Origin of the sequence: Marinirhabdus gelatinilytica (genome assembly GCF_003353425.1) — a bacterium.
Taxonomy (GTDB): Bacteria; Bacteroidota; Bacteroidia; order Flavobacteriales; family Flavobacteriaceae; genus Marinirhabdus; species Marinirhabdus gelatinilytica.
On record NZ_QRAO01000001.1, the window covers coordinates 76627 to 103158 of the forward strand.

The following is a 26532-nucleotide window of genomic DNA, read 5'->3' on the forward strand; positions in this document are numbered from 1 at the left end:
GCACAAAAATAGAAAAAAGCCCCTTTACCATTACCCATAGCGCTTTACTTTTTACAAAGAAAAAACCCGTACTGGCAAGTACGGGTTTTAAAATTGTTTATTGCGGTTTATTATTTGAGCTCCATAGTGGTCGTGGCAATTTGCCTACCGCCGTCAAAAACGTTTATGGTATACCTTCCCTCTACGAGGTCTTCTTCTTTTGCATCTACCAAGGCGCATACATCCAACTCTTCATTTTCATAGAACACGTTTACAGATTTGCTAAAATTAAGCACACCGTTTTCATACTGGTGTATGCCTTTTTCTCCCAGTATGTTGTTTTTGGGGTTTATAACTTGCACAAAGAATATTCTGTCTCCAGCTTGTGCCACTGGGTTTGGAGCTAGCTGGAAGCAAGCCCTAATTTTATCGGCACGGCTGCTTCTTCTGGTGTCTACTATCTTACCGCTGTTCCGTACTATTACGGCTTCGCCCCTTAAATCGGTTGCATTTACAAGGGAGGCCAACTTAACGGTTTCAGAGAGTGCTTCATTTTCCATATTTACAGAATCTACCACTTTAATGGTCTTATTCAAGACACTACTGGTACTATCTCTTTCCACAACCAATCTATCATTGGCTGCAATTAGGCTATCGGCCTTACGGAACAATGCCTTGCGTTCCATTTTCAGCCTGCCCACTTCTGCTTTATATCGTTGTATAAGGGCAACATTGGCTTCGGCATCCTTAACCGAATCCAACAAAACCTCAATGCGTTCTCTGGCCGCTAACAGGTCGTTGTCTTTTAGCTCGTTCTCCTGTATTACCTCATCGTAGTTTGCAATAAGTTCTTCCAGTTCGGTTTCAATTTCAATTTTTTGTTGCTCTAGGTTAGATACGGTACTTTTACTATCATTGTATAGGATTATAGTGTACACGGCAAGACCAATAAGCAAAACTGAAAGGACCCCAACCAGGACTTTAAATTTTGAACTATTATTTTCGGGACTCATAATTTCTTGGGAATTAGGTTTAAACGGCTAAAGTAGTGAGCCATTTGCTAACCACTTGTTTATGAAATGGTAAAAATTCTTAAATTATGTTAAATGTGTTGTTCCCTAAATGCTGCAATGGCTGTTCCGGTAAATTAGTGTCTGGGGAAATAGTACTGTGCACCAAGTGTTTACACGACTTGCCCTTGTTGGCACACCACAAAACGGGAAGTACGGCCATGAAAGATGTTTTCTTTGGAAGGGTCGCGGTAGAAAATGCCACGGCACTACTCAAATTCCACAAAAAAGGGCTCACACAACAACTATTGCACAACCTTAAGTATAGAGGGCGGGAGCAGATTGGGGTGTATTTTGGGAAATGGCTCGGTACCGAACTTGCTGAAACCAAACTTTACCAAAACGTTTCATGCATCATCCCGGTACCCATCCACAAGCTGAAGAAAAGAAAACGGGGCTACAACCAAGTAACGGGCTTTGCTCGAGAAATAGCAGAAGCTTTAGAAAAACCTTTTATTGAAGATGTATTGCTGAAAACCAACAAAACAACCTCCCAGGTTTTTAAACAGCGTCTTACACGTTTTGGGAACGAGGAACTATTCAGTGTTACGAACCAACAAAAAATAATGGGCAAACATATCTTATTGGTGGATGATATTGTTACAACCGGTGCTACGCTGGAAAACTGCTCCAATAAACTACTGGCAGCAGGGGCTTCAAAAATTAGTCTTGCAACTATTGCAATGGCCTAGACAAACTTGCAAATAACCCAACGTACCCTAAAAAATCTTGCTATTTTTACGGTCTTGAATAATTTCCTCAACATATTGAATCCCGTACGGCACAGGTTACTGTACATTCCTATGGCACTGTTGTTTGCGCTATCTTTTGTGGACTGTGCCAAGCGCGGCAGTCCTTCTGGAGGGGAAAGGGACTCTTTGCCTCCTGTGATAGTACGTAGTGTACCAGAAAATTATACCACCAATTTTGAAGGCGACGAGATACGAATTTACTTTGATGAGTACATTAAATTGGTAGATGTACAAACAAACCTCATCGTGTCCCCGCCCTTGGAATACCAACCCATCATCACCCCTTTGAACACATCAAAACAGCTACGGGTAAAAATCTTGGATACACTTAGGGAAAACACTACGTACTCTTTCAACTTTGGGAAGAGTATTGTAGATAATAACGAAGAAAACGAATTTCCGTACTTTAAGTATGTTTTTTCTACCGGGAGCTATATCGATAGTCTCCGGCTTAATGGAGCCGTGAAAGATGCCCTACTCCCCGAAGCCAAAAACCCAGTAGTGGTTTCGTTATACGAGTTGAATGAAAACTATACAGATTCGCTCCTTTTCAGCAAAAAACCCATGTACATCACCACAACAACCGATAGTACCGGGACTTTTCAATTTACCAACTTGAAAGAGGGGAAATATCTATTAACGGCCCTCAAGGAAAAAACGAACGATTATACCTTCCAGCCCAAGACCGACAAGATTGGATTTGTTATGGACACCGTAACACTCCCAACCGATACTACCTACACCCTAACCCTTTTTAAGGAACAACTGGATTATAATATGACGCGTCCCACCCACGTGAGCAAAAACCAGTTTTTGTTCGGGTTTGAGGGCAATATTGACAGTTTGCAATTAGAGCCGCTTTCCTCGGTGCCTGAAGGTTATGAATCGACAATGTATCGCGATGCCAAAAAGGATACAATACAGTATTGGTTTAAACCTGCATTTGACCATGAGGTGACCGATTCCTTGCTATTCCTGGCCAAGAACAGACTGGCCATAGACACACTGGAAGTTCGTGTAAAGGACCTGTATGCAGATTCGCTGAAAGTTTCATCAGTTAAGAGCGGCACACTTACACCTAAAGATACGTTTCAGCTTCAGTTCAATACGCCTTTGGTCTCGATAGATAAAAACTTGATACAGGTGATGGATAAGGATTCGGCAGCTGTGGAAATCAAGACGCAAAAAGATTCGGTTTACAATAGAGCGAAACTTCTGTTTGAAAAAAATACAGACCAACGCTATTTTATTACCGCACTTCCGGGCGCTTTTACTGACTTTTTTGAAGAAACGAACGATACCCTTACCTACAATTTTAAAACAAAAGCAGAGGACGATTATGGGACCATTGCACTCAGTCTTCAAAATGCGAACGACTTCCCGTATATTATAGAGCTGGTGAACTCAAAGTATGAAATTGTTGCCTCCACGTGGGTTTCTGAAAACCAGACCGTAGATTTCACATTTATAGATCCTGGATTTTACTACATCCGTATCATTTTTGACGCTAACGAGAACCAAAGATGGGATACAGGTAATTTTTTAAAGCGCATACAACCTGAACGTATAGTCTATTACCCTAAAAAAATTGAGGTGCGCGCCAACTGGAGTTTGCAGGAAACCTTTATTTTAAAGTAAATGCATCCCTATCGTTCAAAAACTGAAGGTGTTTTCGGTTGTCCTCGATGTGTTTTTTGGAGAGGGGAATGGTGGCTACAAATTCAGTTTCATACCCTTTTGTAGAAATATGCTCACCCAGCACATCGTACACCGCACTATGCCCCACGTAATTGTGGCCGTTACCGTCCAATCCAACTCGGTTTACACCAATACAATAACTCATATTTTCAATAGCTCGCGCTTTTAGCAGAGCATCCCAAGCAGTGGTGCGTTTTTCGGGCCAATTTGCCACGTAGAGGAGTAGGTCGTATGCTTCAGTATTTCTGGCCCATACGGGGAAACGTAAGTCGTAACAAATTAACGGGCATATTCGCCAACCCTTATATTCGACGATTTTTCTATTTCGACCTGCTTTATACACTTTGTGCTCGCCAGCCAGGGTAAACGTATGTTTTTTATTGTATTCCTCTACATCTCCCTCTGGAGTTACAAAATATAATCTATTGTAATACAAGCTATTGTCTTTTACAATAATACTTCCCGTAATGGCACAGTTTGTATCACTGGACAAACGTTTCAACCACAGCAAGGTTGCACCGTTCTCTTCTTCGGCGTAGGGCGAGGGATTCATGGTAAAGCCCGTTGTAAACATTTCGGGGAGGATCACCAGATCGGTTTCCTTAGAAATTCCCTTTATTTTCTTTTCGAACATGTCCCTATTTGCTTCTGGGTTTTCCCAATGCAGGTGTGATTGTATGATGGTTACGATGAGGGTTTTGTCTTTCAAGAATTTTGGTTTTTAAGGGTGTAAACTTGTTAGGGGTATTTTTAGGGTTAAGACTATTCTTCCAATAATGTTATCACTTCAGTGGCGCCCTGCATCTTGGCGTGATCCAGCGCGGTATTTCCACGGTCGTCTTTAATGGTGGTATCGGCTCCTTGTTCCAGCAACATTTTTACAATATCCTTTTGTTTAAATGTTGTAGCAAAGATAAGTGCTGTCGCACCGTTAAAGTTGGTCACGTTTACATCGGCCCCGTGTTGTAGGAGCAATTCCACGAGCGGAATATAGCCCTTAAAGCATACACCCATCAATGCAGTGTTTCCGCTGGCATCTTGTGCATTTATGTTTTGTGGGTGTTTTAAGATTTCTTCTGAAACATCCTCATACCCGTAGTAGGTGGCCAACAACAATGGCGTACTGCCACGGCTGTCCTTTTCATGTACCCAGTCTGGGTTTTGTGACAACAAATTGCCTACTGTAGCTACGTCCTGTTCTCTAATTGCTGAAAATAATGCTGAAGTTTCCATAGGTTTTTTTTGTTACTATAAAGATAAAAAACAAAGCAACACTCCATAGTGTTGCCTTGCTATAAATTATGGTACTATAGGTTCTTTTTGTAGGCCATTACGCAAGGTCAAACCTATCTAGGTTCATTACCTTGTGCCAAGCCGCCACGAAATCTTTTACAAATTTCTTCTCGGCATCGGCGCAGGCGTAGACTTCGGCTATGGCTCGCAGCTCGCTATTGGAACCAAAGATAAGGTCTACACGGGTTCCGGCCCATTCCACCTCTCCGGTCTTTCGGTCGCGTCCAGCGAATTTCTGTTCAGAATCGTCCGTAGCTTTCCATGTAATTCCAAGGTTCAACAGATTTTTAAAGAAATCGTTGGTCAAGGCACCTTTGTTATTGGTAAACACCCCATAGGAAGAACCATCGTGGTTGGCATCCATAACACGCATTCCTGCAAGTAATACAGCCATCTCCGGCACCGTAAGTGTCATAAGGTTTGCGCGGTCTACCAACAATTCTTCTGCTGAAATTTTTTGATTTTCATTCAAATAGTTTCTGAAACCATCGGCAACAGGCTCCAAGTGTGCAAAGGAATCTACATCGGTCTGGTCCTGCGTAGCATCACCTCTTCCCGGGTTAAAGGGCACGGCAACCTCATGTCCCGCATTCTTGGCGGCTTGTTCCACTCCCACATTTCCTGCCAGTACGATCACATCGGCCAAGGAAACTTTTTTGCCTGATTGTCCGTCATTGAAATCTTTCTGAATTTTTTCCAATGCATCTATAATTTCAGAAATACCCTCGTTCACTTCCCAGCTTTTCATGGGCTCCAATCGAATACGTGCTCCATTGGCACCACCTCGCATGTCGCTGTTTCGGTATGAAGAAGCCGAGGCCCAGGCCGCTGAGACCAATTGTGAATTGGACAGGCCTGCAGCTGCAATCTTTTGTTTTAACCCAGCCACATCATTTTTTGAAATAGTTGAAACCGTTTCTTCTGAAATAGGATCTTGCCATAACAATTCCTCTTGCGGAATCTCTGGCCCCAAATATCTAGATACGGGTCCCATGTCGCGATGGGTCAGTTTATACCAAGCGCGGGCGAATGCATCTTCAAAGGCCTTGTGGTCCTTGTGGAAGCGTTTTGATATTTCAAGGTATTTTGGGTCGGTTTTTAGGGCAATATCAGCTGTGGACATCATTAAATCCTGTGTTTTGGAAGGGTCGTGTGCCATAGGTGCCTTTTTTGCTTGTGAAGCTTCGGTAGGCCTCCATTGGTGTGCGCCTGCGGGGCTTTTAGTGAGTTCCCAATCGTAATTGAGCAATACATCAAAATAGTCATGATCCCAGCGGGTTGGGTTGGGGGTCCAAGCGCCTTCCAAGCCACTGGTAATGGTATCATCTCCGCAACCTGTGCCCATAGTATTTATCCACCCTTGTCCTTGATGTTCTATAGCGGCTCCCTCTGGCTCAACGCCTACATATTTTTCAGCATCTCCAGCACCGTGTGCCTTGCCAAAGGTGTGTCCTCCGGCAACTAGAGCTACCGTTTCTTCATCGTTCATTGCCATACGACCAAAGGTCTCTCTTATATCATGTGCCGAGCCCATTGGGTCTGGTTCTCCCTTGGGGCCTTCGGGGTTTACATAAATCAATCCCATATGTGAGGCTGCCAATGGTTTCTCCAGCTCACCGTCTTCGTAACGTTCTTTATAGTCCATCCATTCGGTTTCTGATCCCCAATAGATATCCTGCTCTGGTTCCCATACATCTTTCCTACCTCCAGCAAAGCCAAAGGTTTTAAAGCCCATGGATTCCAAGGCACAGTTCCCTGCAAGGATCATTAAATCTGCCCAAGAGATTTTTTTACCGTATTTCTGCTTTATGGGCCATAGCAGCAATCTAGCTTTATCCAGATTTCCATTATCTGGCCAACTATTAAGGGGTGCAAAGCGTTGGTTTCCTGTATTTCCGCCTCCACGACCATCGGTCACCCTATAGGTTCCGGCACTGTGCCAGGCCATACGTATAAACAAGCCGCCGTAGTGACCAAAATCTGCAGGCCACCAATCTTGGGAGTCTGTCATTAAATTGATAAGGTCTTTTTTAAGCGCGTTATAATCTAACTTTTTGAACTCTTCTTCGTAGTTAAAATCTTCACCCATGGGATCAGATTTTTCAGTATTTTGTCTAAGGATATTGAGCTGTAATTTATTGGGCCACCACTGTTTGTTAGTGGTGCCACTCCCTGCAGATTGTCCCTGGATGCCCCCAAAGTAAGGACATTTTGCTGCATCACTGTCGTTTATTTCCCAGGCTTCACCATTTTTGTTCATAACACTATAGTTTTAAAGGTTGATGTTTTATTTTCAGAAGCTTAAAATTACAAAATATTACAGCCAATATTTGGAAAAGCAATCGGTTGTACCCATTATACAATTGACAAAATTTATAGCAACTACTCAACGTTATAGAACATTTAAATAGATTTTAATATTTCAGCAGCTTTTTCGAGGGTCTCTTCGGTCTTTGCAAAACATACCCGCAATTGTTTGAAGTCTTTATTTTCGGTATTGAAAACCGAGGTTGGGATGGTGGCCACCCCATACTCCTTTGTAAGCCTTTCAGCAAAAGAAACATCAGCTTCCTGTGTTATTTCCGTATAGTCCAATAGCTGAAAATAGGTCCCCTTAGAGGGTTGTAACTTAAACCGGGAACCCTTCAGCAACGCTATAAGATAATCTCTTTTTTGTTGGTAAAAAGCACCTAGCCCATTGTAATGGGAAGCATCTTTAAGATAAGTAGCCAGCGCTTTTTGAATAGGATTGTTTACCGAAAATACATTGTACTGGTGTACTTTCCTAAACTCTGCCATTAAGTTTTCTGGAGCGGCGCAATAGCCCATTTTCCAGCCTGTGGCGTGAAAGGTCTTACCAAAAGAAGCAGTTATAAAAGTACGCTTGGCCAAGGCAGAGAACCTTGCGGCACTCTGGTGTGTGGCGTCTTCAAAAATAATATGTTCGTACACCTCGTCGCTTAGCACCAAGAGATTATTCTTTTCAGCAATTTCTTGGAGCTGGAGCATATCATTTTCAGAAAAAAGCATGCCACTGGGATTGTGCGGGCTGTTAATGATAATCATTTTGGTTTTTTCAGAAACGGAATTACGCACCGTCATCCAATCCGGGGAATACGAAGGGGGCTGTAATTGCACTGGCACCACCTTTCCTCCAAAAAGTGTAACCGATGGGGCATAACAATCGTATGCGGGGGTAAAGAGAATCACCTCATCACCTTTGTGTATGGTAGCAGCAATAGCCGTAAAAATGGCCTGCGTCGCACCTGCGGTGATGGTTATTTGGGTCTCGGGATTGTAAAAGGCGCCGTGTAGCGTTTCTATTTTTTGCGAAATACGCTCGCGCAACAAAATATCCCCCGGCATAGGTGCATACTGGTTGTGGCCCTCTTCCATGGCTTTGCTAACGAGTACGAGCAACTTTGGATCGCAATTAAAATTTGGGAACCCTTGGGAAAGATTAATGGCATTATACTTTGCAGCCATCAAGCTCATGGTAGTAAAGATGGTCGTAGTGTTATTGGGTAATTTACTTGTAATCATACTTAAGTTCAATTTTTTACGTTACTAGCTTGCAAGGGCAAAGACCATTATATATGCTATAATTTTGTATCTTGCGCGCCCCAAACAAACCTACTTTACAATCCATGAAGAAATTATATTTTTTCTTCCTTTTCACACTTTCCCTGCAGTGTGCCACAGTCTTGGCACAGGCAGACTCCTTAACCCATAGCGGAAAACTCAAGATACAACAATTAATAGATTCTTCGGAAACATACTATATCTCCGGAAACTACAAAAAGTCTATGGAGGTAAATGTAAAAATCCTGAACAAGGCATTTGAACTTGGGGACGCAAACCTTATCCATAAGGGCTATAGGTTTTTGGGATACGATTTTCTGGCCTTGGAGGATATTGAAATGGCCAAGGAAAATTTTTTAAAGTCCGAACGGTACGCTACCGAGTCGAAAAACGATACCGCTATTGCGATTACCTATATGGACCTTGCAAATTTATATTCTTTTGAAGAGGATGGTTATGAAAAATCCATGAGGTACCATAAAAAGTCCATCAAGGGTTTCAAAAAAATAAAAGACACCGCCAGCTTGGCCAAAGCCCACTACAACACGGTTGTTACAGCGTTTAGCTTTGAGCGCTATAAGAGCGGGCTCTACCATTTAATAAAAGCCGAATTTTTAGAAAGACACAACCCATCGCCCTCGTTTAAAGCTGGAATAAAAAACCTCTATGGGGATTATTACAAACAAAAAGGAGCGCATGAAAAAGCTGAAAAGGCATTCTTAAAAGCAATTGCACTAGGCAAAGAACACAAACTTACTGCAGAGCTGGAGATTAGTTATCGTGGGTATAGTGATGTGCTCTTTACTACTGGACGCTTTGAAGAGGCCTATAACACAAGAGAAAAATACGAAGAGTACCTGCTCGAAAACCGCGAAATAGCCAAATCTGCTGCTTCTGGAAGTGCAGCTTCAAAATTCCAGCTTGCCGAATACCAAAAAATTGCTGAAGATGCCCGGCTTAAAAATGTATTGCAGGCTGAGCTTATGGAAACCAACAGACGCACCAATAAGTTTCTGTGGGTGGCCACCTGTCTTGGTTTGCTAGTAACATTGTACTTGTGGTACGCCTACCGTAGGAGGAAAGCATTGGTTAGGGAACTACGGGTAAAAAATAAGGAATACCTCCGTGCAAAGCAAAAAAGTGACCAACTGGCAAAATCTAAGGCTAAGTTTTTCTCTACCGTTAGCCACGAACTACGAACACCACTATATGGTGTAATAGGATTGAGTACTATTTTATTGGAAAATGAAGAATTAAAAAAGCACGAAAAAGACCTTAAATCGCTCAAGTTCTCGGCAGACTATCTTTTGGCATTGATAAACGATGTATTGCAAATGAACAAGATTGAAAATGATTCCCATACATCCGATGCCGCCGCTTTTAACCTCAGGGAACTTATAGACACCATAGTATCTTCTTTTGAATATATGCGCATTCAACATAAAAACGAAATAAACGTACACATCTCAAAAGATATCCCACAATTATTGAAAGGCAGCTCTGTGAGGCTCTCACAGGTACTTATGAACCTTATTGGCAACGCCTGCAAGTTTACCGAAGAAGGAGTGATAGACGTAATAGCCTCTGTAAGTAATGCAAGCGAAAAAACAATACTCGTAACCTTTACTGTTAAGGATACAGGTTCTGGAATTGAAGGAAGCAAACTGGAAACCATTTTTGATGAATTTTCGCAAATTGAATCTGGCAATAAGGATTTTCAAGGTACGGGGCTTGGGCTGCCCATAGTTAAAAAATTATTGGAACAGTCCAACAGCGACATAACCGTAACCAGTGAATTGGGGAAAGGGACTAAGTTTCAATTCAACCTATTGTTCGATATAGCACAATTAGGAACAGCAAACAACTTGTCGCCAGTTGTGGATACATCAATGCTATCACAAAAAAGTATTTTAGTTGTTGAGGATAACCGCATCAATCAAATGGTAACCAAGAAGATCCTCGAAAAAGAAAAGGTACAGTGCGATATAGCAAAAAATGGTAAAGAGGCCATTACCATGGTGAAACAAAACAATTACGACCTTGTGCTCATGGATATAAACATGCCCGTGATGAATGGGATTGATGCCACTAAAAAAATAAGGGAATTCAACAACACTATACCCATAATAGCCCTTACTGCTGTTGAAGTTGACGAAATTCGCTTTAGAATATTCGATAGCGGCATGAACGACATTATAGTAAAACCATACGATGTGGAAAAATTCCGTCAAACCATTGCGAAGAATTTACTCACAGGCAATGTACCCAACAAGATAAGCCTGAAAGCTATTTAAGGCAGCCCCCTTTCATTAAAATAAGGGAAAGACCTAATGTAGCCTACCACATCGTTTACACATCGCTCTACATCTTTCTTTACCTCACTCTCCCAAAACCTGAATACGGTATACCCCAATTCTCGTAGCGCAATATTTACCTCGGTATCTTTTTGCATGTTGCGCTCAATCTTGGCGATCCAAAATTCTCGGTTTGTTTTTAGGGTTTCCCTACGCTGGTCCCAATTGTAACCATGCCAAAATTCGCCATCTATAAAAACGGCCAATCTAAATTTTTTAATTGAAATATCTGGCGTGCCCGGCAATTGTTTGTTGTTTACACGGTATCTTATATTTCTTGCCCACAACGCTTTTCTGAAGGTGAGCTCTGGTTTTGTATTCTTCCCACGAATCCTGCTCATGATCCTAGAGCGTTTCTTTGTAGTATAAAAACCGTTTTCCTCGTTAAATCGAGGCACTATAATTTTCCCTGCTTTATCATATTTGACCATTGTTATAAAAATAACAACTCTTGTTTACAATGATTGTTAAGGGAATGGGAAGTTTCCAAAACAAAAAAATCCCAAACCTAAAAAGATTTGGGATTTTTATAAATTTTAATTTGAATTGCTTATCCCTCCAAACTTGCTGAAAGATACTCGCGGTTCATACGGGCAATATTTTCAAGGGAAATACCTTTAGGACATTCTATTTCGCAGGCTCCCGTGTTGGTGCAGTTTCCGAAGCCCTCCTTGTCCATTTGCTCTACCATATTGAGTACCCTCGTGGTAGCTTCTACCTGTCCTTGTGGCAAGAGTGCATATTGCGAAATCTTAGCCGATGTAAACAACATCGCACTTGCGTTTTTACAAGCTGCTACACACGCTCCGCAGCCAATACAGGTCGCTGCGTAGAAAGAATCGTCTGCATCTTCTTTTTCTACTGGGATGGCATTTGCGTCTATGGTATTTCCAGAGGTATTTACTGATATGTAACCACCTGCTTGTTGTATTCTATCGAATGAGCTTCTATCTACCATCAAATCCTTAATAACGGGAAATGCTTTGGCTCTAAAGGGCTCGATCACTATTTCGTCACCATCGTTAAACATGCGCATATGCAACTGGCAGGTAGTAACCAGCCTATCTGGACCGTGGGGTTCGCCATTGATTTGCAAGGAGCAGCTTCCACAAATTCCCTCACGGCAATCATGGTCAAAAACAACGGGTTCTTCTCCTTTATTGATCAAGTCTTCATTTAACACGTCCAACATTTCCAAGAAAGACATGTCACCTTCAATTCCATCAATGGGATAGGTCACCATTTGTCCTTTGGCTTGTGCGTTGGCTTGGCGCCATATTTTAAGTGTGAGTTTCATAATGTGGGTATTGTGTTGTTGGGTTACTCGGTTTCTGGGCTATTGGGTTGTTGGTTATTCAATAGTATTAACGTTTACTTTTTTGTAGGTGCTTGATGTATCCATTTAATATTTTTAAAGTTTTATCGTGCGTCCTATGTAGTTCATTTAAAGTCTCTTGCGAGATATATGCTTCATCTAATGCAATTATTGCGTGGTCTAACGTTTGGGCAAGAGATCCTCTTGCTATTCTACAAAACTGAATGTTCTCTTGAAAATGATATCTTCCAAAACCTTCAGCTATATTGTTTCCTACCGAACGTGATGAACGTATAATTTGAGATGTCAAACTGAACCTTTCATCTTTCGGAAATTTTGGAACCACATTCTCCTTAACAAAATTTCGAAGATTTCTTGCTTCTTTCCAGCAAGCTAACTCTTCAAAACTTTCAAACTTGCCATTTGCTCACTATTACTTAACAACCCAGTAACTCAGTCAACTTTATTATTCAATTTCTTAGTTACTTATAACTCCTCGTCTTCAATTCAATATTCTTAAAAATCAAATTCTCTTTATGCAATACGGCATCCTTTGGCTCTCCTTTGTATTCCCAAGCGGCTACGTACTTAAAGTTTTCATCGTCTCGCAGGGCTTCTCCTTTTTGTTCGCCGCTGGTCTCCACACTTTCTACGCGGTAATGGCCTCCAGCACTTTCGTTACGGTGCAGAGCATCTTTTGCGAAAAGCTCTCCAAGTTCCAAGAAATCTGCCACACGACCTGCTTTTTCTAATTCTGGATTCATCCCATCTGCTGTCCCGGGTACTTTCACGTTGCTCCAAAATTCTTTACGTAGTTCAGCAATTTCAGTAATAGCGCTTTCCAGATCTTTGGCGTTACGGGACATCCCGCACTTATTCCACATGATCTTTCCTAATTTTTTGTGATAATAATCTACCGAATGCTCCCCAGACCCGCTCATCAGTTTATGTATCCTGTCCTTTACATCTTTTTCAACGGCATCGAATTCTGGAGTATCGGTTGGGATTTTGCCAGTTCTAATATCGTTGCTCAAGTAATCCCCTATAGTGTACGGCAGTACAAAATATCCATCTGCCAGTCCTTGCATAAGTGCACTTGCACCAAGACGGTTGGCACCGTGGTCGCTGAAGTTTGCTTCTCCGGTGGCATATAATCCCTCAACAGTGGTCATAAGATTATAATCTACCCAAATTCCTCCCATAGTGTAATGTACCGCGGGATAGATCATCATTGGGGTTTTATAAGGGTTTTGATCTACGATTTTCTCGTACATCTGGAAGAGGTTTCCGTATTTGTTCTCTACCACCTTGGCTCCTAGTTCATATATTTCAGCATCGGTTGGGTTTTTATTTCCTTGTACCAACGCCTCTTCTTTTCCATATCTTTTTATAGCGCTTGCAAAATCGAGATATACGGCCTCTCCTGTTTTGTTCACTCCAAAACCGGCATCGCAACGTTCCTTTGCTGCTCGCGAAGCCACGTCACGCGGCACGAGGTTTCCAAAGGCTGGATAACGGCGCTCCAGATAGTAATCTCTATCCTGTTCATTAAGATCGGTAGGCTTCAGTTTTCCGGCTCGAATTGCTTCGGCATCTTCTTTTTTCTTGGGTACCCAAATGCGGCCGTCGTTACGCAAACTTTCGGACATCAACGTTAACTTAGACTGGTGATCGCCCGAAACTGGGATGCACGTAGGGTGGATTTGCGTATAACAAGGATTAGCAAAAAAGGCACCTCTGCGGTGTGCTTTCCAAGCCGCCGTCACATTACTTCCCATAGCGTTTGTTGAAAGGTAGAACACGTTTCCGTAGCCACCACTTGCCAAAACTACTGCGTGGGCTGAGTGTCGCTGGATCTCTCCGGTTACCAAATCACGTGCAATAATACCACGTGCCTTTCCGTCGACTTTTACGATATCCAGCATTTCGTGACGGTTGAATGGCTGGATCTTACCACGGTTTATCTGGCGGTTCATGGCCGAATACGCTCCCAAAAGCAACTGCTGCCCTGTTTGCCCTTTGGCATAAAAAGTTCTTGAAACCAGCACTCCTCCAAAAGAACGGTTGTCCAACAACCCACCGTATTCACGGGCAAAGGGAACCCCTTGTGCTACGCATTGGTCTATAATATTTGCTGAAACTTCGGCAAGGCGGTATACGTTTGCTTCACGGCTTCGGTAATCGCCACCTTTTACGGTATCGTAGAAAAGGCGGTAATTACTATCGCCATCTCCTTGATAGTTTTTTGCCGCATTAATTCCTCCCTGGGCTGCAATAGAGTGCGCACGGCGAGGTGAATCTTGATAGCAGAATGTTTTTACGTTGTACCCCAGCTCTGCCAAGGTAGCAGCAGCACTTCCTCCTGCGAGTCCTGTACCAATCACGATCACGTCTATATTACGCTTGTTGGCAGGGTTAACAAGGTTGATGGTGTTTTTATGGTTGGTCCACTTTTCGGCTAAGGGGCCTTCGGGTATTTTGGCATCTAATATTGACATAGCTGAACAGTTTTAGTGAGGGAGTTGATTAAAATGAAGGTACAGGGCAATAAAAATGAACCCTAACGGGATTGCCACAGCATAAAATTTCGTAAACCCCTTCAATGCTTTTGAATATTTATTGTTGAACCCAACACTCTGGAAGGAGGAGGCGAAGCCGTGCCAAAGGTGAACAGCCAGCAGGATGAATGCCAAACAATAAATTCCAACTCTAATAGGGCTTTCAAACTTATGGACCAATTCTTCATAATATCTGAAACCACTGTTTACATCATCCGGATCCAGCAGGCCACTCATATCGCCCTTGAAATATTTTATATTCATCTCTGGGGCCCAAAAGTCGTAAAAGTGCAATCCTAGAAATGCTAGTATTACCAGACCAGAGATGATCATGTTCCTTGAAGCCCAAGTAGAATTTGTGTTCCCTTTATATGATTTATATTTAATGGCCCGGGCGTTTCGATTTCTAATTTCTAGGATAAAGCCCATTACAAAGTGAAAAATCACTCCAAAAATCAAAATAGGCTGTAATACTGCCTGAACCAAAAGATTGGTTCCCATGAAGTGGGACCATTCGTTAAAGGTATCTGGGCTAATCACAGAGGTTACGTTGATGGTAAAATGTTGTCCTAAAAAGAAAACTAAGAACAAGCCAGAAAGTGCCATAGCGACTTTACGGGCTATGGAAGAGGATAGTATTCCCATTATGGTTGTGTTTCAAAATTTGAATACACAAAAATACGGCTCAAATTGCTTTTGGACAAACATTGCGTGGCGTTTTATGCCAATTTAGAACTATTATAGCAAAATATCATTTTTAAAAGTAAAAAGCCCAGTATAGATATACTGGGCCTTGTAAATTAGTATACCAACAAACGTTAGTTCACTATAAGCTTTTTGGTTACGGAAACCTCATTCTGGTTGATCCTTACCATATATACCCCAGCAGACAGGCTTGAAATATCCAAGTCTCTATCTACATTGGTCTGTATTACTTTTTTACCAGTAACATCAAACACCTCAACATTCATTGCTCCCTCTAATTTTGAGGTTATGGCTACCGTATTTCCAGAAGCTGGGTTAGGCGCCATGGTGAAGTTTTGGGATTGGTTTTCGTCAACTCCAAGAGATCCTATTAGCTCAATACCAAAGATAAGGTTTGAAGGACTGCACTGGCACAGGCCAATTAGAACTGCATCAGCAGTAGCTTCACCTGCAGGAGATATAGCTATACCGCCTCCAACAACTTCGGTAGTGCCTGCTGGGGCATCATCGAAAAAGTCGTAAACAACACCCGTAGGCAATGCATCTGGCAAAGACAGTTGCACGATTTGGTCTCTGTCAGGATCACCAACAGCACCAGGCAAATGGTGCACCCAAAGATATGGTCCACCTGGCGATAATACATCAACCACACCACCATATAGGTTTTGCCCGTGTTCAGCCTGTGTTACAACGGACAATTCATTACCATCCATATCTACACTAGCTATATCACTACTAAAGCTCCCAATCCAGAAGCCTCCGTTTCCACCATCAAGATTTGGATCGTAAGCCGCCATTCTTGCAGTAGCATCGGAAGTTGTAGTTACGTTAATTGTATTTATTACGGTTCTTGCTACTGGATCGATTTCAAAAATCTCAAGAGTTGCCGCACCTATCCAAAGTCTAGTACCATCGGTAGTAAAACCTCGTGTACCAGAAACGCCAGGTATTGTAAATGTCTCAACGAAACCTCCAAATTCGTCCAATATGTGAATCGTGTCTGCATTCCAAGTAGACACCCAATATTGGTCATTAAAGAAGATAACACCTGCTTGCGACTGTGCTCCAATAGATCCAGTTACACCAACATCGTAGATAAATTCTACGTCAAATAGCGCATTGGAATTTTCAACCTGGGGGCCAGGAGCCACACCGTCTGCTGGGCCCTGTTCAGCAAGTTGAGCCTGAGATGCAAATGCAGTAAATAGTGCTGCAAGTGCAATTAAATGTAGTTTTTTCATCATTTTTTAAGATTTAGATTAATTACTACTAATATAGCGTTAATTTCTTAAACTTTCTAAGATTTCCATTGTAATTATTTAATCTCCAACATTTCAGAAATCTGTAAATTACCCAAAGAAACCTGTACAGAATAGTTGCCTTTTGGCAAGTAGAACTTCCCATTATCTGCTTCCTTTAGTGCTATATTTTTTTTCTCCATTGTTTTCTTTCCCTTTTCCGAAACACTTACATCATATTCTACAATGTTGACTCCTTTTTCAACTTCGGAGTTAAAGGAATGTATTTCGGTACCATCTTCGGCTTTGATTGAAACTTCAGCAGTACCGCTCGAAGGAGCATACACCTGAAGCAGTACCGATGGTTCATAAAAATCGCCAAATTGATTGAAACCCGTACTCCCCCATCGTCTCGAAGCTCGTAGAGGTGGGATTTCAGCAAGAACCAAAGCATTCATCTTTTCAGAAGAAAGTTGTTGCAACAACCCAACATCCGCTACATATATGGAACGGCCGTGTGTCCCAACCACCAAATCCTTTTCACGCTCCTGTACCACCAAGTCGTGCACCGCTACATTGGGAAGGCCTTCGGCAAAAATCTCCCAGCTTTCTCCTTGATTGAAAGAGACGTAGGCTCCATTGTCGGTACCCAAATAGAGGATGTTCTCATTCTCGGGATCTTCCCGAATTACATTTACTGGAGAGGAGGGAAGGTTGTTGGAAATGTCCCTCCAAGTGACCCCAAAATTGTCGCTTATATATACATAAGGTTTAAAATCGTCCCAGCGGTACCCATTCAGGGTGACATATACCCGTTCCTTTTTATGTTCTGAAGCCACCACACGGCTTACCCACAAATCTTTAGGGAAGGTTGCTGAGATCTGTTGCCAATCGCCACCTCCGTTCTTGGAAGCATATACTAATCCGTCATCGCTTCCGGTGTATAGCAGGCCAAACTGGAACGGACTTTCAGCAATACTGGTAATGGTTCCGTAGGCCACGTTTCCTTTTTTTCCACCGTTGGTCAAGTCTGGCGAAATGGCGGTCCAGTCGTTCCCCTGATTCATGGAGCGCATCAATTTGTTTCCGCCCAGATAGAGGATATCTTGATTGTGCGGACTCAACAAAATAGGCGTTTGCCAATTGAAACGGTAAGGGTTTTCCCCTAGCTCGTGCTTGGGCTGGATGTAGGTTTGCTCCCCCGTTTCACGATTGAGCCTGAAATAGTTTCCAAACTGAAACCCGGTATACACAATATCACTGTTTCGACTATCCACCTGAATCTGCATCCCATCGCCTCCCATAATGAACTCGTAAGGGTACTTTCCATTCTGTCGCCATCCGGGGCTTGGCTCGTAGGTATGGGCACCTACCCAAACACCATTGTCCTGTAAGCCCCCGTATACATGGTAAGGCTCTTCGTTATCTACCTGTATAGCATAAAACTGCCCCACTGAAGGAGCGTTGTTCTTTATCCAGTTTTCCCCATCGTCGTAGGAAATGTTAACGCCTCCATCGTTTCCGTCGATCAAGTGACCGGGCATATTGGGGTTTATCCACAGCGCATGATGGTCGGCATGCACATTAGGGGCCGAAATACTCTTGAATGTCTTCCCGCCGTCCTTACTCTTTAAGATTGGGACTCCGTATATATAGATTCCGTCTTCATTATTGGGATCCACATGTATTTTCCCGAAGTAATAGCCGTAACTATAGTACAGCCCATCCAAAAACCCATCGTGGGTTTTCTTCCAGGTCTTTCCACCATTGGTACTCTTATATACCTCAGCACCAATCACCGGGGTGTCGAACAGCATGGTGTTGGCATCTTCTAGATATTTGGCCAGATCGGCTGGTCGTACAGTGCCGCCACGCACCATATTCTTTACGTTATCGGCCCTGTATTTTTCCTGGAATCCATTTTCCTTGAGGTAGGCGTTCAGTTTTTCGTCCTCTAATTGTAAAAATTGCGAGGACGTCATGGTCTTGAATTGTTCCTTGGTAAGCCCATCCCCTTTTTTGGCCACGGGGCTTTCGTCTCTTCGGAATTGGTTATCGTGAATGGCATATACTGTATTCTCGTCAAACACCGCAAGACCAATCCTACCCACACCTTCGCCCGTAGGAAAACCACTTCCAGCACCCGAAACCTTGGTCCACGAGCTACCTCCATCGGTACTTTTATAAATGGAGCTTCCCTCGCCACTTCCGCGGAAATTCCAGGCCTTTCGATCCTTATCCCAAGAGGAGGCATACATTATATTGAAATTGGTAGGGTGTGCATCCATCTCAATAATTCCGCTTTGGTTATTCACAAACAGGGTCTTGTTCCATGTTTTTCCACCATCGAAGGTCTTGAATACGCCACGCTCGTCGTTTTTTGAATACAGATGTCCCACGGCAGCTACCACCACTTCATCAGCATTGGCAGGATTGATAATAATTTTTGAAATATGGTGACTGTCCTTCAGCCCCATGTTTTGCCAAGTTTTTCCGTTATCGCTGGATTTCAGCAAGCCGATACCTGCATAACTGGAGCGGGAAGCGTTCACTTCGCCAGTCCCCACCCAAATGGTTCGGGTTTCCCAATCCACGGCAAGGCTCCCCACATTTTGTGTTGGGCTGCTATCGAGGATAGGCTCAAAGGTGGTCCCATTATTTTTGGTGTGCCAAACGCCTCCTGAAGCATAACCCACGTAAAACTCGGTAGGATTCTCCGGGTTCACGGCAAAATCTACCACACGGCCACTCATGATGGTGGGACCAATATTTTTGAACGGTAGGTTTTTAACGATGGAATTTTCGGCAAGTTGTGCTTTTTGCTGCAATCCACTCTCCACCTGTTGGGCGGTGGTTGCAGGTTGTTGGGCCAATATGTTTCCGAAGAAAAGAAGTATGGATAAAGTAGAAAGAAACTGTTTCATTAGTGGTGTTTTGAATAGGGAAAGCAAGTTACGGAAAAAAATATCCTATACAACTTCTTCATGGATGGTGACACGTTGAAAAGGGCACTATCGGTTTAAAACCAACCTTTTCAAAACACTGGTCGCCTTTCCACTATATTTTCAGTAATTTTGAAGCAATAAATACTAAAAATAGTTTCGCTCCGGCGGAAAATATATACAATATGAAATATCACCCAATCTCTTCAGACCTTTACATCAAGAACCGCAAAAACTTTATGGCGCAGATGAAACCTTCCAGCCTGGCCGTTTTTAATTCCAACGATATCTACCCCATTGGTGCAGATAGCACCATGCCGTTCCAACAGGCGCGTGATATTTTATACCTCAGCGGTGTGGACCAAGAAGAGAGTATCTTGGTATTGTTCCCGGATGCGCCTGAAGAGAAACACCGTGAAATACTGTTCCTGAAAGAGACCAACGAGCACATTGCCGTTTGGGAAGGCGAAAAGCTCACCAAGGAAAAGGCGTTTGAGACCAGCGGCATCAAGACCGTGTATTGGCTAAAAGAGTTCGACAAGGTTTTTTACGAAGTAATGACCCAATGCGACACGGTATATTTTAACACCAACGAGCATTACCGCGCCAATGTGGAGACCGAAACCCGGGAGGCCCGTTTTATAAAGACCGTAAAAAATAAATTCCCCGCACATAATTGGGCAAAGAGCAATCCTATCCTGCAGCGATTGCGATCGGTTAAAGACCAAATTGAACTGGACCTCATGCAACAGGCCTGCGATATTACCGAAAAAGGCTTTCGCCGTGTACTGGATTTTGTAAAGCCCGGTGTTTGGGAGTTTGAGATTGAAGCCGAATATATGCACGAGTTCCTTAGAAATCGTTCGAGAGGCTTTGCCTACACGCCCATAATTGCCAGTGGCAACAACGCAAACGTGCTACATTACATTGAGAACAACCAGCAGTGCAAGGAGGGCGACCTCATTCTTATGGACGTAGGTGCCGAATACGCAAACTATAGCAGCGATATGAGCCGTACCATTCCCGTTTCGGGTAAATTCACCAAGCGCCAACGCGAGGTGTACGACGCCGTAAACCGTGTAAAGAACGATGCTACCAATATGCTGGTTCCAGGAACCTTGTGGAAGGAATACCACGTAGAAGTGGGCAAACTAATGACCAGTGAATTGATGGGGCTCGGGCTACTGGACAAAGCCGACGTACAGAACGAAGACCCAGATTGGCCCGCCTATAAAAAATACTTTATGCACGGCACCAGCCACCACATAGGGTTGGACACCCACGACTACGGAATTTTATGGGAGCCCATGACGGCCGATATGGTGTTTACCGTAGAACCCGGCATCTATATCCCAGAAGAAGGCTTTGGGATACGCCTTGAGGACGATGTAGTGATACAGGAAAGTGGGTCTCCTTTTAACTTGATGCAAAACATCCCGATTGAAGCTGAGGAGATTGAGGATATAATGAATTCCTAAAACGGGATAATGACTATAAAATATATTATATAATGAGTTACCTGCAAGCAATAAATATTATTAAACATTGAAGTTCTACAGTCCTTATCTTTCTATAACTATAATAGTCATTCAATTGATTTTGTTGCTAATAGGTCATTTGCAATATTTAGAATGGGTAGAAGAAATGGAAAAGCAAAACCCTGAACTAATAGGACTTATTTCACCTAGCAGAACATATGGCACTCTTTCCATATTTGTCATATTGATTGGTTTTTACGAAATGACGACTAAACCTACTTGGATTAAAATCATAATTCGAATATTTTTAGTTTGCATAGTTTTAGGAGCTACCTTTTCGGGCTTAATTCCAATTGACGGGTTTTACGATGGCGTTTATAACACAGCTTGGTTCTCAGCAACAATTGCGCTATTTTTACTCATCATTAGATTTGGAAAATATATAAAAAATAGAGAAACTGATAAACATAAGAAAGCCAGCAGGTAACAACGCATATAATACAGCGGATTACATTTGGCTTTAATTAAATTCCCTAACTTATCAAAACAATAGTCAAGTGGAGAGAAACGTTGCGGCAGCAACCAGTGGTTGATTATTACGCTTGAACTCAAGACCAGCCGTATCATATGCAAATTTGTTAGCAAATGTTGAAGAAATCTAGTCCTTGAAACTCACGAAAATAAATTTGGTTATCACCTTTTCTATTATTAGTTTTCTAATTATTGGATGGATAATCTTATCAAAATTTATTTCAAGTGTTTATGAAATGAGTCCTAATAAGAAAGCTTCTGAATACTACAAAGAATATACATATAGCGGATTAGTCACCAATAAATTTATTGATTCAAAGCAACATAATTATCAAACAGTTATAATTCAGAATGGTGAGGAAAAGGATATATTACTTCTTGATTTTGAAACAAGTGGACTGTTTGATTTTATTGAGGTAGGGGATTCAATTTTTAAAAAGAAAAGCTCATTAAAACTTCGGTTAATTCGATCTGAATTAGATACAATCATTGAAATGCAAATTTTTGATAAAAACTAACTAATTCAAATCAACGTTAGCCAAAACTGTATATTTTATATCTAATTCCGAGTCAATTTAAATCTCAATTAATTGTAAATTGCACTAACGGATAAATACGAAGTGGCACTGCTCAGGAAAAACTGATCAACAAGCAATTAAATTTCTGTCTAAGGTTTTTAGTTGGAGCTGATACAGCTCCTGCAGACAAAAAACTTAAAAATAAATGAAAAAAACATTCTATTTTTTGCTCTCAATTTTAGTGTTAATTTCTTGTTCTAAAAATGATGACTCTAATACTCCTGAAAATGAAATGGAGATGGAAATGGAAGCAGATCTGATTATTGGAAGCTGGAAACCAATTAAACAGGTTAATTTTTATGAAGATGGCACTTCTGACACCTATAACTATTCATCGTGCCAACAACAGAGTCGATATATTTTTGAGATAAATAGTAATTATGATTTCTACAATTATAATCCTGATGGAAATGGAGATTGTGTGATAACAGAAGTTAATCCAGAATTTATAGAAGGAGTATGGGAAAAACTATCGGAGGGTGTTTATAAATTAACGAGTACTTATTTCAACAACGTCACTCAAGAAAATGAAACCCAAATATACATTACCGATGAGATCTTGTTCCCCAACTCAAACAAAATGAGATGGAGAGTAAATACAAATGATGTCTACAATGGCAATAATCGTGATTATTACTATACCGAGTTTAATAAAGATTAAAACCCCTTTTTGTAAAGTGTATGGCACAAACTAAAAGCCTCCTAGCCACGACCCTTCAACTCATCTTTCCTTCCACCTACTAATGAATACAAATTAAACCCAACAAAGGCAACCAAAGCCGGTAACACCCAACCCATACTCTCGGCGGAAAGGGGGATGTAGTTTTTTATTCCGTCCAGGGAACCCTCAGCAACAAAAAACTGGAGAAAATCTGGAATACTAAAAATAATAGTGGTTATGACCACACTACGAAACACCTGTTTACTCGCAAACCTTTCGGGGAGCACATTCAGCAAGATAAGTACTATGGTAATAGGGTAAATAAACATCAAGGCCGGCAGTGCAATGTCTATAATATAATGTACATCAAACTGGCCCACGGCAACACCAATGATGCAACCCACCACCGCAGTTATAGTATATGCACGTTGGGAGTTTCCAGCCAGTTTTTTTACAAAATCGGCTGTTCCCGTCACAATACCCACAGCCGTTGTAAAGCACGCCAAAGCTACCAAGACAGCCAAAAATGCCGTACCAATACTACCCAAAGTATTTGTAGAAAGTAGCGTGAGCAATTCGGTCCTATTTTCTATTTGCAAACTATCGCTATAGGTAGCGCCCAAGACTATGAGTCCGCCGTAGATTACAAACAGCCCAATCCCTGCCAACAGACCGGAGCGGGCGATCATCTTCTTTTTTTCGCCATAATTGAATTTCCCTTGCAACGCCAGTGAGATTACGATAACCGCACCTACTACCACTCCCCCAATGGCATCGAAGGTTTGGTATCCCTCTAAAATTCCGCCGGTAAAAGAGTTTTCAAAAACAGCGTTGCGCATGGGTTCCGTTTCAGCAAACAGGCCAATGCCAATAATGCACAAGAGGATAGCTATAATCAATGGCGTTAGGAATTTACCGATGAGACTGAGGATTTTCGTTCGGTTTAAGGCAAAGACCAGCACCACTACAAAATAGACCGAACTCAACCAAAGGGAAGAAATTTCGAAATAGGGCTGTATGGCCATTTCATAGGTAACCGAAGCAGTACGTGGCGAGGGCAAACTAATGGAGATTGCATACACGATCACCGCATAAACAACCGCAAACACTGGCGATACCTTATTTGCAAAATCCAACATGGTACCCTGCAGGCGTGCGTGCCCATAAATTGCCAAAATGGGGATGACCACTGCCGAGAGGGCAAAGCCCACGGTAACCAGCAACCAATCCTCGCCAGCATTGTACCCCAAAAACGGCGGCAAGATTAAATTTCCCGCTCCAAAGAAAAGTGAGAAAAGAGCAAAGGCTATGACGAAAGTCTGTTTAACGGAATTCAAAAAGTGTAGTTTTGCTATAATTAGCTTCCGAAGATATAAAAATGATTTTCCACTACAACAATTCTAGCATTTATTACACCGCACAAGGTTCAGGCCCCACTATAGTATTATTGCACGGTTTCCTGGAAAGCAGCACTATGTGGGAGCAGATAGTACCAACATTGGTAAGCAAAAGAAAAATTATTACCATAGACTTTCCCGGCCACGGAGCAAGTGATGCTATTGCTGAAGAACACACCATGGAGCTGTTTGCCGAAGTTGTCTTTACGCTCTTGGACCATTTGCAAATTTCTACAGTAACCTTAATAGGACACTCCATGGGTGGTTACGTGGCCATGGCCATGGCAGAGGCGCATCCAGAAAGGATTGAGAAACTGGTATTGCTCAACTCCACTCCTGCGGCAGATAGCGAGGAACGTAAACTGAATCGTGCACGGGCCCTAAAGCTAGTCCCTAAAGCAAAGGAGGCATTTGTGAGTATGGCCATAACCAATCTTTTTACCGAAGTGTCTCGCCAAAAACTTCAGCCTGAAATTGAATCCCTAAAAACTGAAGCACTGCAAATGACAGCACAAGGGATCACTGCAGCAATCGCAGGGATGAAAAACCGAAAAGACAGGACAGAGGTATTGAAAAGCTTTACAAGCCCAAAATTTATGATTTGTGGTACTGAAGACCCCATATTGACCTTCCAAGAATGCAAAAGCATTGCCAATACCAGTGATTGCAGGCTATTCGAGCTAGAGAGTGGACATATGAGCCATCTTGAAAAATTTCAGGAAATTGTTAAAATTTTGCATTTCGTCGAAAATATTTGCATTTCGTCGTAATTGTTTAAAAAATTAATTTACATTTATCACTTCAAAACAAAAAAACCTAAACCCTAAAAACCATGGAAAAATTCCCCACTTCTCCATTTTCACTGTTGAGCATTGTATGCGCAACCTTTGGCCATGACTATATTGTGAGCCGAAAAATAACAAACCATATCAACGAATATACCTGCGCCCACTGTGGCAAGGAAGTAACCGACAATATGCAGGGCACGGTTGAGATTCTTACTGCCAGGATACGCAAAGCTAATAGTGCATTAGCTTCATTCTACATTAAGAAAACCCAAAAAATTCCTGCTTAAGCTATCCATGAAAATCTTTTCCTGTAAAATAACCGGGCACAACCTTAACGAGCTTACAAACAATGCGCTGTACGTAAAAGAGTACGAGTGTGCCAAATGCAAGCAACAGTTCACAACCGATGGATATGGAAGACTGGTAAAACTTACCCGTTACTGGAAAGAGAACAATAAGTATTTTGCCACTTTTATAAAAAGCTAGATCTTTTAGCCATCTGCTTCATCCTCTAGTGCATTCCAGCCCCTAGCGATCAATTCAATTTTTGTGTTGGCACGGGTAATAAGATGCATTCCCTCATTTTCCTTGGTTATATGGCCTATAACAGATAAGTGTGGATTGCCTTTTATTTTTGGGAAATCTTCAGTAGCAACGGTAAAGAGCAATTCATAATCCTCCCCACCACTCAACGCTATAGTGGTACTGTCCATATTAAATTCCTCACAGGTTGAAATCACCTGGGGATCTAACGGTATTTTATCTTCATAAAGGTTACAGCCCACCATGGAGCTCTTACAAATATGGATTATCTCACTAGAAAGGCCGTCGCTAATATCTATCATAGCTGTGGGTTGCACCTCTAGTTCTGCCAGTAAGCCTGGGATGTCTCTTCTTGCTTCGGGCTTCAATTGCCGCTCTACCAAGTAACTGTACTTCTCAAGATCTGGTTGTGCATTGGGGTTAACTTTAAAAACCTCTTTTTCTCGCTCCAAAACCTGTAATCCTAGATAAGCAGCACCCAGATCGCCCGTCACCACGAGCAAATCATTTTCCTTGGCACCAGATCTATAGGTTATTTTTTTGGCCTCTGCTTCGCCTAGGGCTGTCACGCTTATAATCAACCCCGAAGTTGAAGAAGTAGTGTCGCCTCCAATAACGTCTATTTTATATAGTTCGGCAGCAGTTTGTATCCCTGCGTACAGTTCTTCCATAGCTTCAACGGGAAACCTATTGGAAATAGCTACCGAAACAGTGATCTGTTTTGCTGTGGCATTCATTGCGTAAACGTCAGAAAGGTTTACCATCACAGCCTTGTAGCCCAAATGCTTTAATGGCATGTACGAAAGATCAAAATGTACCCCTTCTACCAACATATCTGTAGTGACCACCAGTTGCGTGTTCTTTTCAGCAGCAATAACAGCAGCATCATCTCCAATTCCCTTTACAGTGGTTGTATGCTGAATTTTAAAATGCTTGGTGAGATGGTCTATGAGGCCAAACTCTCCCAGAGCCGAAATTGGGGTGGTTGCATTGTCTTTATTTTCAAACATAGTGCTTTCTTTGTGAGTGGAATTGCAAAAATACGGCTTCATTTATAAACCACGACCGCT

The 26532-nt window shown here is 42.2% G+C and carries 23 protein-coding genes and 1 pseudogene; 10 read left to right on the top strand and 14 right to left on the bottom strand.

Going from position 1 to position 26532, the window contains the following annotated elements; all coding sequences use genetic code 11:
- Positions 1-110 precede the first annotated feature (110 nt).
- A complete protein-coding gene (locus C8D94_RS00325) occupies positions 111-992 on the bottom strand; it encodes a hypothetical protein (protein WP_115121924.1) in 882 nt (293 codons plus the stop codon).
- A 188-nt stretch (positions 993-1180) separates the two neighbouring features.
- On the opposite strand from C8D94_RS00325, the gene C8D94_RS00330 reads away from it, so the two are divergent.
- Together C8D94_RS00330 and C8D94_RS00335 are read left to right on the top strand one after the other, a co-directional pair.
- The gene (locus C8D94_RS00330) at positions 1181-1741 is read left to right on the top strand and encodes a ComF family protein (protein ID WP_245946155.1); all 561 of its coding nucleotides are present in this window, start codon (positions 1181-1183) and stop codon (positions 1739-1741) included.
- Positions 1742-1747: 6 nt separating this feature from the next.
- A complete protein-coding gene (locus C8D94_RS00335) occupies positions 1748-3439 on the top strand; it encodes an Ig-like domain-containing protein (protein ID WP_115121926.1) in 1692 nt (563 codons plus the stop codon).
- Here C8D94_RS00335 and C8D94_RS00340 read toward each other — a convergent pair.
- The 4 genes from C8D94_RS00340 to C8D94_RS00355 all read right to left on the bottom strand — a co-directional run bounded on the left by C8D94_RS00340 (position 3426) and on the right by C8D94_RS00355 (position 8335).
- Positions 3426-4208, bottom strand: coding sequence for an amidohydrolase (locus C8D94_RS00340; protein WP_115121927.1), 783 nt, complete (start codon positions 4206-4208; stop codon positions 3426-3428). The two genes, C8D94_RS00335 and C8D94_RS00340, sit on opposite strands and share 14 nt — an antisense overlap.
- Positions 4209-4261: 53 nt before the next feature.
- The gene (locus C8D94_RS00345) at positions 4262-4732 is read right to left on the bottom strand and encodes an ankyrin repeat domain-containing protein (protein ID WP_115121928.1); all 471 of its coding nucleotides are present in this window, start codon (positions 4730-4732) and stop codon (positions 4262-4264) included.
- A 97-nt stretch (positions 4733-4829) separates the two neighbouring features.
- Positions 4830-7052, bottom strand: a complete 2223-nt coding sequence (gene katG / locus C8D94_RS00350) for a catalase/peroxidase HPI (protein WP_115121929.1) — start codon at positions 7050-7052, stop codon at positions 4830-4832.
- Positions 7053-7195: 143 nt separating this feature from the next.
- On the bottom strand, positions 7196-8335 hold the full coding sequence (locus tag C8D94_RS00355) for a methionine aminotransferase (RefSeq protein ID WP_115121930.1): 1140 nt from the start codon (positions 8333-8335) through the stop codon (positions 7196-7198).
- A gap of 104 nt (positions 8336-8439) precedes the next feature.
- Between C8D94_RS00355 and C8D94_RS00360 the strand changes: the two genes are divergently transcribed.
- On the top strand, positions 8440-10668 hold the full coding sequence (locus tag C8D94_RS00360; RefSeq protein WP_115121931.1) for a response regulator: 2229 nt from the start codon (positions 8440-8442) through the stop codon (positions 10666-10668).
- Here C8D94_RS00360 and C8D94_RS00365 read toward each other — a convergent pair.
- The 7 genes and pseudogenes from C8D94_RS00365 to C8D94_RS00395 all read right to left on the bottom strand — a co-directional run bounded on the left by C8D94_RS00365 (position 10665) and on the right by C8D94_RS00395 (position 19468).
- On the bottom strand, positions 10665-11159 hold the full coding sequence (locus tag C8D94_RS00365) for a very short patch repair endonuclease (protein ID WP_115121932.1): 495 nt from the start codon (positions 11157-11159) through the stop codon (positions 10665-10667). The genes C8D94_RS00360 and C8D94_RS00365 overlap by 4 nt on opposite strands.
- A gap of 119 nt (positions 11160-11278) precedes the next feature.
- Entirely contained in the window at positions 11279-12025 is a 747-nt protein-coding gene (locus C8D94_RS00370; protein ID WP_115121933.1) for a succinate dehydrogenase/fumarate reductase iron-sulfur subunit, read from the bottom strand.
- Between the two features lie 67 nt (positions 12026-12092).
- Positions 12093-12434, bottom strand: a pseudogene (locus tag C8D94_RS00375) (four helix bundle protein); the annotation flags it as partial.
- A 91-nt stretch (positions 12435-12525) separates the two neighbouring features.
- Positions 12526-14541, bottom strand: a complete 2016-nt coding sequence (locus C8D94_RS00380) for a fumarate reductase/succinate dehydrogenase flavoprotein subunit (protein ID WP_115121934.1) — start codon at positions 14539-14541, stop codon at positions 12526-12528.
- Positions 14542-14553: 12 nt separating this feature from the next.
- The gene (locus C8D94_RS00385; RefSeq protein ID WP_115121935.1) at positions 14554-15246 is read right to left on the bottom strand and encodes a succinate dehydrogenase cytochrome b subunit; all 693 of its coding nucleotides are present in this window, start codon (positions 15244-15246) and stop codon (positions 14554-14556) included.
- A gap of 173 nt (positions 15247-15419) precedes the next feature.
- Complete coding sequence (locus C8D94_RS00390) at positions 15420-16550, bottom strand: T9SS type A sorting domain-containing protein (protein ID WP_115121936.1); 1131 nt, start codon at positions 16548-16550, stop codon at positions 15420-15422.
- 71 nt (positions 16551-16621) lie between these two features.
- On the bottom strand, positions 16622-19468 hold the full coding sequence (locus C8D94_RS00395; RefSeq protein ID WP_115121937.1) for a WD40/YVTN/BNR-like repeat-containing protein: 2847 nt from the start codon (positions 19466-19468) through the stop codon (positions 16622-16624).
- A gap of 203 nt (positions 19469-19671) precedes the next feature.
- Between C8D94_RS00395 and C8D94_RS00400 the strand changes: the two genes are divergently transcribed.
- From C8D94_RS00400 to C8D94_RS00415, 4 genes are all read left to right on the top strand, one after another.
- On the top strand, positions 19672-20964 hold the full coding sequence (locus C8D94_RS00400; protein ID WP_115121938.1) for an aminopeptidase P family protein: 1293 nt from the start codon (positions 19672-19674) through the stop codon (positions 20962-20964).
- Between the two features lie 67 nt (positions 20965-21031).
- A complete protein-coding gene (locus tag C8D94_RS00405; protein ID WP_147278473.1) occupies positions 21032-21451 on the top strand; it encodes a hypothetical protein in 420 nt (139 codons plus the stop codon).
- 178 nt (positions 21452-21629) lie between these two features.
- Positions 21630-22013, top strand: coding sequence for a hypothetical protein (locus C8D94_RS00410; protein WP_115121940.1), 384 nt, complete (start codon positions 21630-21632; stop codon positions 22011-22013).
- Between the two features lie 205 nt (positions 22014-22218).
- Entirely contained in the window at positions 22219-22734 is a 516-nt protein-coding gene (locus C8D94_RS00415) for a hypothetical protein (RefSeq protein ID WP_115121941.1), read from the top strand.
- A 41-nt stretch (positions 22735-22775) separates the two neighbouring features.
- Here C8D94_RS00415 and brnQ read toward each other — a convergent pair whose 3' ends face one another.
- Positions 22776-24071, bottom strand: a complete 1296-nt coding sequence (gene brnQ / locus C8D94_RS00420; protein WP_115121942.1) for a branched-chain amino acid transport system II carrier protein — start codon at positions 24069-24071, stop codon at positions 22776-22778.
- 41 nt (positions 24072-24112) lie between these two features.
- Here brnQ and C8D94_RS00425 point away from each other — a divergent pair, with 41 nt between their 5' ends.
- The 3 genes from C8D94_RS00425 (at position 24113) to C8D94_RS00435 (ending at position 25405) form a co-directional block, all read left to right on the top strand.
- The gene (locus tag C8D94_RS00425) at positions 24113-24901 is read left to right on the top strand and encodes an alpha/beta fold hydrolase (RefSeq protein ID WP_115121943.1); all 789 of its coding nucleotides are present in this window, start codon (positions 24113-24115) and stop codon (positions 24899-24901) included.
- 62 nt (positions 24902-24963) lie between these two features.
- Positions 24964-25206 carry a hypothetical protein gene (locus C8D94_RS00430; RefSeq protein WP_115121944.1) on the top strand — a complete coding sequence of 81 codons (243 nt, stop codon included), beginning with the start codon at positions 24964-24966 and terminating at the stop codon, positions 25204-25206.
- A 7-nt stretch (positions 25207-25213) separates the two neighbouring features.
- Positions 25214-25405: a hypothetical protein gene (locus C8D94_RS00435; protein WP_115121945.1), complete on the top strand. Its 192-nt coding sequence runs from the start codon at positions 25214-25216 to the stop codon at positions 25403-25405.
- A gap of 5 nt (positions 25406-25410) precedes the next feature.
- Here C8D94_RS00435 and thiL read toward each other — a convergent pair whose 3' ends face one another.
- A complete protein-coding gene (gene thiL / locus C8D94_RS00440) occupies positions 25411-26472 on the bottom strand; it encodes a thiamine-phosphate kinase (protein WP_115121946.1) in 1062 nt (353 codons plus the stop codon).
- Between the last annotated feature and the right edge of the window lie 60 nt (positions 26473-26532).

What these genes read in the sequence shown, in the direction of transcription:
- katG (WP_115121929.1), bottom strand. Translation starts at nt 7,052, where the DNA reads ATGAACAAAAATGGTGAAGCCTGGGAAATAAACGACAGTGATGCAGCA.
- C8D94_RS00380 (WP_115121934.1), bottom strand. Translation starts at nt 14,541, where the DNA reads ATGTCAATATTAGATGCCAAAATACCCGAAGGCCCCTTAGCCGAAAAG.
- C8D94_RS00425 (WP_115121943.1), top strand. Translation starts at nt 24,113, where the DNA reads ATGATTTTCCACTACAACAATTCTAGCATTTATTACACCGCACAAGGT.
- C8D94_RS00345 (WP_115121928.1), bottom strand. Translation starts at nt 4,732, where the DNA reads ATGGAAACTTCAGCATTATTTTCAGCAATTAGAGAACAGGACGTAGCT.
- C8D94_RS00390 (WP_115121936.1), bottom strand. Translation starts at nt 16,550, where the DNA reads ATGATGAAAAAACTACATTTAATTGCACTTGCAGCACTATTTACTGCA.
- thiL (WP_115121946.1), bottom strand. Translation starts at nt 26,472, where the DNA reads ATGTTTGAAAATAAAGACAATGCAACCACCCCAATTTCGGCTCTGGGA.
- C8D94_RS00415 (WP_115121941.1), top strand. Translation starts at nt 22,219, where the DNA reads ATGAAAAAAACATTCTATTTTTTGCTCTCAATTTTAGTGTTAATTTCT.
- C8D94_RS00355 (WP_115121930.1), bottom strand. Translation starts at nt 8,335, where the DNA reads ATGATTACAAGTAAATTACCCAATAACACTACGACCATCTTTACTACC.
- C8D94_RS00360 (WP_115121931.1), top strand. Translation starts at nt 8,440, where the DNA reads ATGAAGAAATTATATTTTTTCTTCCTTTTCACACTTTCCCTGCAGTGT.
- C8D94_RS00365 (WP_115121932.1), bottom strand. Translation starts at nt 11,159, where the DNA reads ATGGTCAAATATGATAAAGCAGGGAAAATTATAGTGCCTCGATTTAAC.
- C8D94_RS00430 (WP_115121944.1), top strand. Translation starts at nt 24,964, where the DNA reads ATGGAAAAATTCCCCACTTCTCCATTTTCACTGTTGAGCATTGTATGC.
- C8D94_RS00435 (WP_115121945.1), top strand. Translation starts at nt 25,214, where the DNA reads ATGAAAATCTTTTCCTGTAAAATAACCGGGCACAACCTTAACGAGCTT.
- C8D94_RS00370 (WP_115121933.1), bottom strand. Translation starts at nt 12,025, where the DNA reads ATGAAACTCACACTTAAAATATGGCGCCAAGCCAACGCACAAGCCAAA.
- C8D94_RS00385 (WP_115121935.1), bottom strand. Translation starts at nt 15,246, where the DNA reads ATGGGAATACTATCCTCTTCCATAGCCCGTAAAGTCGCTATGGCACTT.
- C8D94_RS00395 (WP_115121937.1), bottom strand. Translation starts at nt 19,468, where the DNA reads ATGAAACAGTTTCTTTCTACTTTATCCATACTTCTTTTCTTCGGAAAC.
- C8D94_RS00325 (WP_115121924.1), bottom strand. Translation starts at nt 992, where the DNA reads ATGAGTCCCGAAAATAATAGTTCAAAATTTAAAGTCCTGGTTGGGGTC.
- C8D94_RS00400 (WP_115121938.1), top strand. Translation starts at nt 19,672, where the DNA reads ATGAAATATCACCCAATCTCTTCAGACCTTTACATCAAGAACCGCAAA.